Here is a 13,075-nt window from a genome sequence, read left to right on the forward strand (position 1 = left end):
GTTTGCGACCTCGCCGACCTCGAAGCCGAGGGCCGAACCGTCGTTCAGGAGAACGGCCAGGCGATCGCGCTGTTCTTCCACGAAGAGGAGGTCTACGCCGTCGACAACCGCTGTCCGCATATGGGCTTCCCACTCACCCGAGGCACCGTCGACGAGGGCATCCTCACGTGTCACTGGCACCACGCGAGATTCGAGCTGGAGAAGGGCGACACCTTCGACCCGTGGGCCGACGACGTTCAGACGTTCCCGGTCGATATCCGAGACGACCAGGTCTACCTCGACCCCGACCCCGAACCGACCGTCCCTCCGTCGACGCGGTGGCGGAACCGACTCGCCGATGGCCTCCAGGAGAACCTCTCGCTCGTCCAGGCGAAATCGGTCATCGGACTAGACGAGCACGGCGACGGTTTTTACACACCGGTCGAGACGGCGGTCAACTTCGGCACGAAATACCGCGCCTCCGGGTGGGGTCGTGGGCTGACGACGCTGTCGTACATGGCAGAGCTGTACGACGATGTCGGCGGCCGCGACAAGCGCCGGGCCATGTTCGCCGGGGTTCGTGAGGTGGCCGACGACGTGGCGGGTGAGGCCCCACGCTTCCAGCAGTACGCCTTCGAGAACCGCGAGCTCTCGAAGGAACGGCTCAAGTCGTGGTTCCGCGAGAACTGCGAGGTCCGAGATTCCGACGGCGCCGAGCGAACCCTCCTGACCGCCATCGAGGCGCTGCCGCCGGCCGAGGTCGTCGAGATTCTGGTTGCCGCGGCAACCGACCACCTCTATATGAACAGCAGCCACACGCTGGATTTCATCAACAGCGCCCTGGCGACGCTTGAGCATCTCGGCTGGGAGGAACACGCCGAACCCGTCCTCGCCTCGACGGTACCGCAACTCACCGACGCGACCCGGTCGGAGGAACTCTCCTCGTGGCGCCAGCCGGTCGATATCGCCGAGTTGTGTTTCGACGCCCACGACCGCCTCGATTCGCTGGTCGCGGCCGGCGAGGGCAAGGAGTGGGAGGAACCCGAGGGATTCGTCGAGACGCTGCTGTCGGAGGATGCCGAGGCCATCATCGACGCGCTCTGTGATGCCATCGCCGACGGCGCCACGCAGGAGGAACTGACGGATGCGGTCGCCCGGGCGGCGACCCGGCGCGTGGCCTACTTCGCGACGAACAACGAGTTCAACGACTGGGATACCGTCCACCACACCTTCGTGTACGCGAACGCGGCCCACGAACTGGCCCATCGCACCGACGCCACCGAAATCTATCGCGCCTGCTTCGACGGCGCGATGAGCGTCTACCTCGACCGCTTCCTCAACAGTCCGCGCGCTCCCGAGCCAACCCCCGTCGAGACGGGCCGAGAGCCCGAAGACATCCGAAGCGACCTGCTCGATACCTTCGACGAACAGGGCGAGGTCAACCGTGCGGGCCGCCTCGTCGCCGAGCACTTCGAGGCAGGCGGCGACCCCGCCGACCTCAAGCGCATCCTCGGCCGTGGCCTGCTTCGGGAAGACGCCGACTTCCACACGTTCCAGAACGTCTCCGGGGCTTTCCGCCGGTTCGACGCGCTGGATGACGATGAGGAACGCCGCTACGCGCTCGTGGCGGGCGCCCGATATCTCGCCGCCCACACGCCGACCAACCGCGAACACGAACAGACGTTCTCCATCGCGACCCGCCTGCACCGGGGCGAACGCCTCCACGAGGCCGAATAGAACTCGCTTACGGGACGACGACGATCTTCCCGACGATACTCTCTTCGAGAACGGCCCGGTGGGCTTCCGCCGCCTCCGACAGCGGGAGCGTCCGGTCGATGGCCACGTCGAGTGGCCCATCGGCGACCAGTCGGCCCAACCGCGAGAGTATGGGAGCGATATCGGGCATCTCGGCGTGGTCGACGAGGTTGGTCATGCTCATCGGATGGAGCGTGAGTTCCTTCGAGCGGGCCGCCGAGACGTCCGGAAACGTCGCCTCGCCGCCGGCGATGACCACGATATCGCCGCCGAATGACGCTAACTCGACGTCGGTCCCGAGGTACGTCCCCGGCATGTGGTCGAGGACGACGTCGGCGCCGCCTTCGACCCTCCCAAGGACGGCCCCGATGAGGTCCTCGCGCGAGTAATCGAAGACGGCCTCGGCACCGAATCCGGCGACGGCGTCGTGGTGTTCCGGCCGGGCCGTCGCCAGCGCCGAGGCGCCCATCGCGTCGGCGAGACCAACTGTGACGTGGCCGACGCCGCCGTTTCCGCCGTGGACGAACGCCGTTTCGCCGGGTTCGAGGCCGGCGTGGTCGACGAACGCCCGCCACGCGGTGACGCCGACGAGCGCGACCGCTGCGCCCGTCTCGAAATCCACCTCCTCGGGCAGCGGCGCGACCAGGTCCGTCGGGACGACCGCGTACTCGGCGAACGACCCGCCGTCGAACCGCGTCGAGTGGAGGCCGGTCCCGAAGACCCGCTGGCCCACCTCGTAGTCGTCGACGCCGGGGCCGATCGATTCGACGACGCCGGCGAGGTCCGACCCCGTCGTCTTCGGTCCGTCCGGAACCCCCCACGCTCGGAACTTCGCGTCGACCGGGTTGACCGACGCCGCGCGAACCTCGACAAGGAGTTCACCCGCGCCGGGTTCGGGTCGTTCGAGGTCCGTTACCGACAGTACGTCCGGGTTGCCTGCTTCGTGGTATCGTGCTGCACGCATTGCTTGGAATCCCGTCCACGGTCATCTATAGTTTCGCGTCCCGGAACCCCCGCAGGCTTATATGTCAGTACGCGGAATAATTAACTCATGCCTGAAGTCCACCTCGACGCCGAAACCGTGGAACGACTCGATGGCCTCCAGCGCGACGACGAGTCCTACGACGAACTCATCAACGAACTCATCAACATCTACGAGGCCGGCGAGCGCACCCTCGCCCACGGCGGCGACCACGTCGGTTCGGAATAACGGCGTCATCCCGATTCGCGAGTTTCCTTCGTTTTCGTACTTGCGACGCTGGCCAGCGCCACGCTCGCCATATGTTAAACGGCGAGTTTAGGTATCCGAACGGGTTCATACGCGCCGACCCATAGGTCGGCCAAATGCGTCCCTCTATGCCGACCCGACAGCAACTGACCATCGCCGTCTTGCTCGCCGTCGGGCTCGTTGCGACCCTCGCATCGCCGCTGGTGCTCGAACGATGGGCGCTCGCGGCCGAAGACGAGCATGTCACCGCACGACTCGAAGACGAATCGTGTCTCACCCACTGGGGAACCGGAGAGGGCGCTGCGACCCAGCGCGCCGAGGTGACCGGGATGAGCGACGGCGGCGTTCGCGTCGAGGTCAGTCTGCCGTACGCGTACACGACAGAGCAGGACGGCGAGAAAATCTACGCAGACATGACTTCGGAGGCGGTCTACGAAGTCACGCGAACCGATATGCGTCGAGTTCGTGGCGACGATATCTCACCGTGTTAACGACAGAGCTGCAGAAAAATCGCTGAATCGGGACGGTTATTTACTCTTCGTCGTCGTCGACGTCTTCGAAGTCGGCGTCGACGAACTCCTCGTCCTCGCCGTCGGCACCTGCGGCACCGCCGGGACCGGCCCCACCGGGGCCAGCGCCGCCCATGCCACCCATGCCGCCCATACCGCCGGCAGCACCGGCGCCGGCGCCGCCTGCACCGGCCTGGGCCTGCTCCTGGTACATCTGCTTGCCGATCTCCTGGAGGGCCTCAGAGAGGCTCTCGGTCGTGGATTCGAGGGCCTCGGTGGCCTCATCGAGTCCGTCGCTGTCGACCTCGGCGTACTCCTCGAGGGCTTCCTCGACGGCCTCGACCTCGTTCTCGATGTCCTCGCGGATCTCGTCGTCGACCTGCTCTTCGTTCTCCTCCAGCAGGGTCTCGGCGCGCTGGACGGACGCCTCGGCGTCGTTGCGGGCCTCGACGAACTCACGCCGCTTTTCGTCCTCCTCGGCGTGCTCTTCGGCTTCTTCCTGCATCTGCTCGATCTCCTCGTCGGAGAGACCGACGCCGCCCTCGATGGTGATGTCCTCGCTGTTGCCGGAGCCCTTGTCCTCGGCTTCGACGTTGACGATGCCGTTCTCGTCGATGTTGAACGTCACCTCGATCTGCGGCGTTCCGGCGGGTGCCGGCGGGATGCCGGTCAGCTGGAAGGCGCCGAGCAGTTCGTTCTTGTCGGCGATCTCGCGCTCGCCCTGGAAGACGCGGATGTTGACCGAGGTCTGGTTGTCGGCGGCAGTGGTGAAGACCTTGGATTCCTCGGTCGGGATGGTCGTGTTCTTGTCGATGAGGCGCTCGAAGATGCCGCCCTTGACCTCGATACCGAGGCTGAGGGGCGTCACGTCGAGCAGGACGATGTCGTCGACGTCGCCGGAGAGGACGCCACCCTGAATGGCCGCGCCGAGCGCGACGGCCTCGTCGGGGTTGACGTTCTTCTTGGGTTCCTGGCCGGCGAGGTCCTCGACCTTCTCCTGGACCTGCGGCATCCGGGTCGAACCGCCGACGAGGATGACCTCGTCGATGTCGGACTTGGAGTAGTCGGCGTCCTGAAGGGCCTGCTCCGTCGGGCCGACGGTCCGCTCGACGAGGTCCGAGGTCAGCGACTCGAACTTCGCGCGAGTGAGCTTCTCTTCGAGGTTGAGCGGGCCTTCGTCCGTCGCTGCGATGAACGGGAGGTTGATGGTGGTCTCCTTCCGCGAGGAGAGTTCGATCTTGGCCTCCTCGGCGGCGTCCTTCAGGCGCTGGAGGGCCTGCCGGTCGTCGCGAAGGTCGATACCGTGTTCCTCCTCGAAGGAGTCGGCGAGGTAGTCGATGATGGCGTGGTCCCAGTCGTCGCCACCGAGGTCGTTGTCCCCGTTGGTCGCGACGACCTCGTAGACGCCGCCGCCCAGATCGAGGACGGAGACGTCGAAGGTGCCTCCACCGAGGTCGTAGACGAGGACCGTCTGGTCGGACTCGTCGTCGAGGCCGTAGGCCATCGCGGCGGCGGTCGGCTCGTTGACGATGCGCTCGACCTCGAAGCCGGCGATCTCGCCGGCGTCCTTGGTCGCCTGTCGCTGCTTGTCGTTGAAGTAGGCGGGGACCGTGATGACGGCCTTCTCGATATCGTCGCCGAGATACTCCTCGGCGTCGTGTTTGATCTTCTGGAGGATCATCGCCGAGATCTGCTCGGGCGTGTAGTCCTCGCCCTCGATCTCGACGGTGTAGTCCTCTTCGCCCATGTGCCGCTTGATGGACTGGATGGTCCGCTCAGGGTTCTGGACTGCCTGGTTCTTCGCCGGTTTCCCGACGAGTCGCTCGCCGTCGTCCGAGAACGCGACGACGGACGGCGTGGTCCGCTCCCCTTCACTGTTGACGATGATCTCGGGGTCGCCACCCTCCATGACCGCGAACGCGGAGTTGGTGGTACCGAGGTCGATACCGAGAATCTTGTTGCTCGCCATGTTGCCCGTAGATACCGGACTGAATCGGTTAAAAGTTGCTAGACACGCCGACACAGGGCGCCGACAGGAGCGCTCGTTCCGGCGGTTTTCAACAGGGCAACCGCTCGAACCAGCAAATATAAACAGAACCGCAAAACAAGCCGTCAGAGCGGCCGTCCCGGCGGTTCCCGACGAGCGAGATCGACGCTATTCCTCGGCGACGGTCACCTGCGCCGGGCGCAGGACCTTGCCGGCCATCTCGTAGCCGGGCCGCTGGACCTCGTCGACGGTGCCTGCCGACTGGTCGCTTTCGACCCGCAGCAGGACTTCGTGGCGCTGGGGGTCGACATCCGTGCCCGGTTCGGGTTCGATGGGGTCGACGTTCTCGGAGGCGAGCACGTCGTCCAGTTGGCGGAAGGTCGCCTCGACGCCTTCCCGGATGTTGGCGTCCTCGTCCTGTTCGAGCGCGCGCTTGAGGTTGTCCCGGACCTCCAGCAGTTCAGTGACGAGGCCCTCGGTGGCTCGCTGGCGTTCCTGCTCGCGGCGCTTTTCCTGTCGCTTCTTGTAGTTCTGGAACTCCGCCTGCTTGCGCTTGAGGCGGTCCTCGAAGTCCTCGCGCTCGGCGCGGGCCTCCTCCAGTTCGAGTTCGAGGTCGCCGACGTGTTCGCGGAGGGTCGCGATTTCCTCGGCGACGGCCTCGGGGTCGCTGTCGGCGACGTGTTCCTGTATCTCGCCGACGTCGACCGTTTCGACGTCGATATCGGCGTCGACCGCACCGAAACCGACACCCTCGTCGGTCTCGGCCTCGACATCGGCGCCATTCTCGGGTGATTCGACTCCCTGCTCCTCGGTCATACGTGCAAAGAGCCGTTCGGCGCGTATAAGGATTGAGAAACCTCGCGTCCGGTGCCTCCATCCCTCCCAGGGTCGGCCTCGACGGTCGTCGCCTGCCGTCGGAGTTAAACCGTCGCGTCGCCGACTCCGGATGTGGTCCGGCTTCGATACGACGACGGGACGATACGTGTCGACGGCGAGGGCGCCGACGCCCTCGATGGCCTGTCCTTCGTGGCGGCCGACAACCGTTCGGAGAGCCGCCGCACCCCCGCCTTCCGCTATCCGTTCGTCCGCGATACCTGCTATAACCGGAACCTCCCGGTCGACGACACGGTCCTCGATACGCCGGACCTGCCTGCACTCTCGACGGCCTACGAACTCCGCCCCTACCAGCAGGACGCCCTCGACGCGTGGCACGGCGCCAACGACCGCGGCGTCGTCGAACTCCCGACCGGCAGCGGCAAGACCGTCCTCGCCATCGCGGCCATCGCCGCACTCGAAACGCCGACCCTCGTCGTCGTCCCGACCATCGACCTGCTGGAGCAATGGCGTGGCGAACTCGAAGCGGAGTTCGGCGATTCGGTCGATATCGGCCAACTGGGCGGCGGGACCCAGCAAGTCGAACCCATCACCGTCGCGACCTACGATTCGGCCTACCTCCGGGCCGACGAGTTGGGCGACCGGTTCGGCTTCCTGATCTTTGACGAGGTCCACCACCTCGGCGGCGAGGGCTACCGCGACATCGCCCGCCTGATGGCCGCACCGGCCCGACTCGGCCTCACCGCGACCTTCGAGCGCCCCGACGGCGCCCACGAGGCCATCGAGGAGTTGGTCGGGTCGGTCGTCTACGAGCGCTCCGCGGACGAACTGGCCGGCGAGCACCTCGCCGATTACGCCATCAAGCGCATCGAGGTCGACCTCACGCCCGAGGAACGCGAACGCTACGAGGAGCATCAGGGTACCTTCACCGATTACCTCGCCAGATCGAGCATCGAACTCCGGAGCGGTAGCGACTATCAGGAACTGGTCAAACGCTCCGGGACCGACCCCCAGGCCCGGGAGGCCCTGCTGGCCAAACAGCGCGCACGCGAGGTGATGATGAACGCCGACCGGAAGGTCGAGACCCTGGCCGAGATTCTCGACCGCCACGTCGAGGACCGCGTCATCGTCTTCACCGCCTACACGGACCTCGTCTACGATCTCGCAGAGCGGTTTCTCATTCCGCCGATCACGAACGAGACGGGCGCCGAGGAGCGCCGCGAAATCCTCGACCGCTTCCGCCGGGGAGACTACTCTCGAATCGTCTCGGCCAACGTCCTCGATGAAGGCGTCGACGTCCCCGACGCGAACGTCGCAGTCGTTCTCTCAGGATCGGGCAGCGAGCGGGAGTTCACCCAGCGACTCGGCCGCGTCCTCCGTCCGAAAAGCGATGGCGGACAAGCCCTTTTATATGAAGTCGTCACCAGCGAGACGGCCGAGGAACGGGTCGCCCGTCGGCGGCGATAGTCGGCCCGTAACGTCAATCCCGGAGGCCACCGAAGCCACCCTATGGGCGAGAAGACCACGGCGCTGAGCAAGCGAGAGGGATGGCGAAGCGAGGGCTACGCCGCGCGAGTCCACTACGAGGGGGCGACCGAACAGTACAGCATCGAATACTACGAACCGACCGACCGCGTCATCTACTGGCGAGTGCGCGGCGACGGCGAAGCAGTTCCAGTCGGACGGGACATGGTTCCCGACCCGCTACGCAAGCGTATCCGTGCGGACCTCTCAGAGGTCGGTATCGACCCCGAGGTAGAGGGGGAGACACTATAGCTGTTTATAAGGAGTGGACGTGAGTTAACCCAACTTAGCAAACGCGAGGAGATATTTCGAGCATCGGCCGGCATCCGCGCGAGCGAAGCGAGCGCGGTTCCCGCTGGCGACCGAAGGGAGCCAGCGTAGCGAGCGGTGACTACCGCGCGCCCAAAGGGCGCGCGACTGGAAGCGCTCGCGCATATTTTCCCCACGTTTTTGCCGGGCCGGCCGCAGGCCGGCCCGTGTAAAAAGTGGGTGCTAGTCGTCGCCCTTCGGGTCGATGATAACGACTTCGCCGCCCTCAACGTCGACGTTGATGAGCGTCTTCGCGGAGTGGGGAGATTGCTCGAGTTTGTTCTCGCCGCCGACCTTCTTGATGACGGCGACGATGTCGACGATGTCGGCGCCGATGTCTTCGAGGGCGTCGCAGATGGCCGAGAGGGTGCCGCCCGTCGAGAGGACGTCGTCAAGGATGAGGACGCTGTCGCCCTCGTTGACGTCGTTGATGAACATCTGGTTCTCGGAGTAGCCGGTCTCCTGAAAGAGCGGCGTCTCGCCGTCGAGGCCGTATTCGCGCTTGCGGATGACGACCAGCGGGATGTCGGTCATCAGCGAGACAGCCGTGGAGATATGGATGCCCATCGCGGCGGGGGTGACGATCTTGTCGACGTCCTCCAGTTCCGCTTTGCGGATGATCTTGATGACGATCTCGCGCAGAAGGCTGGGTTCGAGCATCGGGACGCCGTCGCTGATCGGATGGACGAAGTAGTGGTAGCCGTCCTTCTCGATGATCGGCGCGTCGAGGAGGGACTGCTGAAGCTGGTCCATGCTCGCGGTACTCGAAGGCCGGGGTAAAGCTTGACGGTCGGAGGTCGGGGTGTGTGGCCGTCTCAGACGAACAGTGGTAGTCCGTCATCGGCTACCGCCGACCGTCGAGCGATGGCCGGTGAATCGGTACAACCGTCCTCTCAGACGAACGGCAACGCCTCCGGACCGACGAAAGCGAAGTGCCACAGCGCCCCGAGGACGACGAAGGCAGTGGTAGCGGCCGCGGCGAGAGCGAGCGTGACGGCGCCGACGTGGTCCTCGCGGTAGCCGAACGCGTCGGCGAGTATCCACGCGGCGAGCAGGCCGGCGGCCAGCAGACCGACGAGCGCGTGGGTCTGGACGGCCTCGCCGCGGGTAGCGTCGGTCGCCCACAGGTAGATGACCAGCAGTTGGCCACCGACGAGGAGGCTTCCGGCGTATGTAAACGCTATCGGACGTGTGTGCTTGCGAACGACTCGCCGAACGGCGGTCTGTCGTGCGACGGCGTAGATGGCGATGGGGTACAGGGGGAGCAGATAGCGGACGGTTACGGCGGCGTGTATCGGCAAACGCGGGAGGTAGACGAGCGACAGTGCGAGGGCGTAGACGACGGCAAAGGCGTCGACGATACCGATAGCGGTGAGACCGCGGCGGTCGACCACGGCTCGAACGCGGCCGGCGAGGTCGGTTCGGACGGCGACGACCGGCACGACGACGAGCGCGGCGGCCAGCGGCATGGCCTCGAGGAACGACAGGCGGATCGCCTCGCCGGCGTCCCGCTGTGCGATGGCCGGGAGATAGCCGCCGCGGATGAATGCGTGGTAGAGTTCTCCCGTTCCGGAGAGAGCCATGTCGATTCCGCGCTGGTAGAGGCCGAGCAGTAGGTCGACGACACCGAAGGCCGTATCGGCGGCTTCGGAGACCGCTTCGCCGGCGTCGCCACCACCGGTATCGCCGCCGCTGCTGCCGCCGGTATCGCTTCCGCCGTCGGGGTTGCCACGCTCCGCGAGCGAACCACTTCCCCCTGCACTCAGCACCCGCGGCGGTTCGAGGAGGTTGTCAGTGACGAAGAGGTTGGTGACGAACAGGGGCAGGCTGGCGAGGACACACGCGCTCGCGGCCGCCGCCAGCGACCGGAGGCTCCGACCGCCGGTCGGGACGTCGACGGCGAGGAGCGCAAGCAGGAGGATGGCACCTTCTGCGGCGCTGACCCACGCGGCGATACCGACGGGAACGTAGGCCGCGGCACGAAAGCGGGTATCGACGCCGTCGCCCTCCCGGCTTCGGTAGAGGAAGTACATGACTGCGAGGGCACAGAGCGTGGTGAAGGCGTGCCGTTTCGGGAACTGCGCCCAGAATCCGACGGGCGTTGCGAGGACGACGGCGAGTCCGGCGGTGAAGCCGACCCGGCGGTCGTAGGCTCTCGCCAGCAGGCGATAGGCGACGACGCCCGTGAAGGCGGCGACGAGCATCGTCTGGGCTTGCAGCGCGATGAGGTAGTGGTCGCTCGGGTCGATAGGCGTCGCGTCGACGAGAATCGCGGCGAATCCGACGAGCGCGACCGCGCTGCCGGCGTAGGCGGCGCGGTCCGGGACGTCGAGTTCCCGTCCGACGAGAACCGAGAGGCCGAGGACGACGAACGCCCAGAGGCCGGCGAGAGCGACGCGGAGGTCGGCGATCGTTGCGAGCGCCTCGACGGCCACGAGGAGAGGGACGGCGAGGAACACCTGCCCGTAGTTGCGGCCGTAGAGGCGGCCGTCCCGACTGCCGACGCCGGGCGTATCGAGTCCCGGGCCGTAGACGGCCTCGTCGAGGTAGAGGTGGCCGTCGGCGACCGCGACGAGGGTGTTGGCGACGGTGTAGCTATCGTTTATCAGGGGCCCGAGTCGCCAGTAAGAGAGGTAGGCGAGGAGGGCCGCGAGAAAGACGATAGCGCCGAGGCGGTCGGCAAAGACGGCCCGGAGGAAACGGTCGCGACGGTTCATTCCTCAACCTCGACGGTGACGGTCCGTTCGACCAGCACGCGACTGCCGTCCGCATCGAACGCCTGCACGGTGACGGTTCCCTCGTATCGGTCCTGCTCGACCCGCTCGCTGTCGACGTTCGAGGGGTCGAACGAGACCTCGTAGGTGCCGCCCTCTGTGACGAACATTCCCGCGCTTCGGGTGTGGTTCAGTTCGGGGACATCGACCCGATAGACGACGGTCGGCCGACCCGAGACGTTCGTCACGGTGAAGTGTACAGGGTCGGCCCGGAGGTGATAGAGGTCGTCGTTGTGGCGGTCCGCCACCAGCGCCGCGTCGTCGGGTGCCTCGTCGACCGAGACGGAGACGTGGTTGGGTTCGCCGTCGGCGGCCGGGTCGTCGGTCAGCGACACGCCCACCAGCGGGCCCGACGCCAGCGTCACCGCGAGCACTACGAGTACGGTGACGGCGACGACTCGGTTGCCACTCATCGCCACAGCACACCGGGGCCGCATATATAAACCCAGCGAGCAGGTCGTTCGGTGAGGCGATGGGGGAGCATCGAGGGGTCCTGCTCGGCGAGCGTGGCGAGCAGGCCTCCTACGCCAGTTCCTCGGCGAGTGCGTCGGCGACGTGACCGCCGATTTCGGTCTTCGTCCCCTCGTGTTCTTCGGTGGTGCCGGCCCGAACGAGCAACACGCGGGTCGTCTCGGCACCCATCACGCTGGCGTCGTTGGCGACGACGAAGGCGAGGTCCGCGCGGGCGAGCGTCTCGCGGGCCTGCTCGACCATCGCCTCGTCGTCGCCGCCCGTTTCGACCTTGAAGCCGACGATGGGGAGGTCCGGGTACTCCTCGCGAATCGAGTCGATGAGTTTCGGTGTCGGTTCGAGGTCCAAGGAGAGGTCCTGACCCGAGCGAAGCTTCTCTGGGGCTGTCTCGACGGTGTAGTCGCTGATCGCGGCCGCCGACACCAGCACGTCGGCGTCGTCGGCGACCGAACGCACGCCCTCCAGCATCTCGGCGGCGCTTTCGACGGCGACCACGTCGGCGTAGGGCACCTCGAGGCCATCATGGACGAGCGTCACCTCCGCGCCCCGGACGTAGCAGGCCTTGCCGATGGCCCGGCCGGTCCGTCCCGAGGCGCGATTCGAGAGCACGCGCACGGGGTCGATGGACTCGCTGGTCGGGCCGCTGGTGATGACGACGTGCTCGTCGTCGAGGGGGCGGTCGCCGACCACGCGGGCGACATCGAGGACGATAGCCTCCTCCTCGGCGATTTTGGCTTTCCCCTCTTCGAGGCGCGGGTCGACGAACTCGACACCCCAGTCTTCGAGCGTTTCGATGGCGTCCAACACGCCGGGATGGTCGTACATCGGCGCGTGCATCGCCGGGGCGACGACCACGGGCATCCCGGCACCCAGCGCCGTCGTCGCACAGGTCGTGACGGGCGTGTCGTCGACGGCGCCCGCGACCTTGCCGATGGTGTTGGCCGTCGACGGCGCCAGCAGGAGGACGTCGGCCCACCCGTCGTAGCCGCACAGCTCGACGTGTTCGACCGAGCCCGTGATCTCCGTGACGACCGAGTTCTCCGTCGCGAATTCCAGCGCCCACGGATGGATGATTCCCTGGGCAGCCTCGGTCATCACCGCCCGGACCTCCGCGCCCTGCCGCCGGAGTTCGTGGGCCAGTTCGACCGTCTTTACCGCCGCGATAGAGCCGGAAACTCCCAGCGCGACGTTGACGCCATCGAGCATCGGCGAGGGCTTCGGCGTGCTCCGATAAAAACCAACGGCTCTCGGAGACAGGGCCTGTTGAGTTTCTGATCTCTGCGACTCAAAAGGGACCGCAACCCCCGAAGCCCTCGACCGGCTCTCTGGAAACGACTACTCGAACGAAACCGCAACGACCCCCGAAGCCCTCGACCGGCTCGACTCGCGCGCCTCGTTGCGCTCCTCGTCACTCCCTTCGGTCGTTCCTGCGGTGCTTACGTCGGCGTGCTTCGTCGACCCGGTCTCGCCCTTCGATTCCTCCAGGACGGCAACCGCACCTGCCCTTCCCCGGGTTGCGCGGGCTGGGAGACGGCGAAGCCGTCTCCGTTCGAGGCGGCCGCAGGCCGCCTCGCACGGCCCGCGGACCTACATCGCGGCGCGTAGCGCCGCGCATGTCGCGCGACGGCCCTGTCGGGCCGCACGCGCTCCCGGCCGTTCCCTGGCGGAATGAAAGGGCGAGGCGCGGTGGCGTTCATTTTAGTCG

The 13,075-nt window shown here is 66.5% G+C and carries 12 protein-coding genes; 5 read left to right on the forward strand and 7 right to left on the reverse strand.

Going from position 1 to position 13,075, the window contains the following annotated elements; genetic code table 11:
• On the forward strand, positions 1–1,716 hold a 1,716-nt coding region (locus tag V5A53_RS08265), incomplete at its 5' end, for a Rieske (2Fe-2S) protein (RefSeq protein WP_332313121.1).
• Between the two features lie 7 nt (positions 1,717–1,723).
• Here the strand turns inward: V5A53_RS08265 and V5A53_RS08270 are convergent.
• Positions 1,724–2,698 carry an NADPH:quinone reductase gene (locus V5A53_RS08270; protein ID WP_332313122.1) on the reverse strand — a complete coding sequence of 325 codons (975 nt, stop codon included), beginning with the start codon at positions 2,696–2,698 and terminating at the stop codon, positions 1,724–1,726.
• An 87-nt stretch (positions 2,699–2,785) separates the two neighbouring features.
• Between V5A53_RS08270 and V5A53_RS08275 the strand changes: the two genes are divergently transcribed.
• Together V5A53_RS08275 and V5A53_RS08280 are read left to right on the forward strand one after the other, a co-directional pair.
• A complete protein-coding gene (locus V5A53_RS08275) occupies positions 2,786–2,944 on the forward strand; it encodes a DUF7557 family protein (protein WP_332313123.1) in 159 nt (52 codons plus the stop codon).
• Positions 2,945–3,078: 134 nt separating this feature from the next.
• The gene (locus V5A53_RS08280; protein WP_332313124.1) at positions 3,079–3,453 is read left to right on the forward strand and encodes a hypothetical protein; all 375 of its coding nucleotides are present in this window, start codon (positions 3,079–3,081) and stop codon (positions 3,451–3,453) included.
• 40 nt (positions 3,454–3,493) lie between these two features.
• On the opposite strand, the gene dnaK is transcribed toward V5A53_RS08280, so the two are convergent.
• Together dnaK and V5A53_RS08290 are read right to left on the reverse strand one after the other, a co-directional pair.
• The gene (dnaK, locus tag V5A53_RS08285) at positions 3,494–5,440 is read right to left on the reverse strand and encodes a molecular chaperone DnaK (protein ID WP_332313125.1); all 1,947 of its coding nucleotides are present in this window, start codon (positions 5,438–5,440) and stop codon (positions 3,494–3,496) included.
• A gap of 186 nt (positions 5,441–5,626) precedes the next feature.
• The gene (locus V5A53_RS08290; protein ID WP_332313126.1) at positions 5,627–6,274 is read right to left on the reverse strand and encodes a nucleotide exchange factor GrpE; all 648 of its coding nucleotides are present in this window, start codon (positions 6,272–6,274) and stop codon (positions 5,627–5,629) included.
• 132 nt (positions 6,275–6,406) lie between these two features.
• On the opposite strand from V5A53_RS08290, the gene V5A53_RS08295 reads away from it, so the two are divergent.
• Positions 6,407–7,759 carry a DEAD/DEAH box helicase family protein gene (locus V5A53_RS08295; RefSeq protein ID WP_332313127.1) on the forward strand — a complete coding sequence of 451 codons (1,353 nt, stop codon included), beginning with the start codon at positions 6,407–6,409 and terminating at the stop codon, positions 7,757–7,759.
• A 42-nt stretch (positions 7,760–7,801) separates the two neighbouring features.
• Positions 7,802–8,068 carry a DUF7538 family protein gene (locus V5A53_RS08300; RefSeq protein WP_332313128.1) on the forward strand — a complete coding sequence of 89 codons (267 nt, stop codon included), beginning with the start codon at positions 7,802–7,804 and terminating at the stop codon, positions 8,066–8,068.
• Positions 8,069–8,308: 240 nt separating this feature from the next.
• On the opposite strand, the gene hpt is transcribed toward V5A53_RS08300, so the two are convergent.
• The 4 genes from hpt to coaBC all read right to left on the reverse strand — a co-directional run bounded on the left by hpt (position 8,309) and on the right by coaBC (position 12,576).
• The gene (gene hpt / locus V5A53_RS08305; protein ID WP_332313129.1) at positions 8,309–8,878 is read right to left on the reverse strand and encodes a hypoxanthine/guanine phosphoribosyltransferase; all 570 of its coding nucleotides are present in this window, start codon (positions 8,876–8,878) and stop codon (positions 8,309–8,311) included.
• Between the two features lie 140 nt (positions 8,879–9,018).
• A complete protein-coding gene (locus V5A53_RS08310) occupies positions 9,019–10,842 on the reverse strand; it encodes a hypothetical protein (RefSeq protein WP_332313130.1) in 1,824 nt (607 codons plus the stop codon).
• Positions 10,839–11,312: a hypothetical protein gene (locus tag V5A53_RS08315; protein WP_332313131.1), complete on the reverse strand. Its 474-nt coding sequence runs from the start codon at positions 11,310–11,312 to the stop codon at positions 10,839–10,841. The genes V5A53_RS08310 and V5A53_RS08315 overlap by 4 nt, the downstream gene beginning before the upstream one ends.
• A 109-nt stretch (positions 11,313–11,421) precedes the next feature.
• The gene (gene coaBC / locus V5A53_RS08320; protein WP_332313132.1) at positions 11,422–12,576 is read right to left on the reverse strand and encodes a bifunctional phosphopantothenoylcysteine decarboxylase/phosphopantothenate--cysteine ligase CoaBC; all 1,155 of its coding nucleotides are present in this window, start codon (positions 12,574–12,576) and stop codon (positions 11,422–11,424) included.
• Positions 12,577–13,075: the final 499 nt, after the last annotated feature.

This window comes from Natronomonas sp. (assembly GCF_036625485.1).
GTDB lineage: Archaea > Halobacteriota > Halobacteria > Halobacteriales > Haloarculaceae > Natronomonas.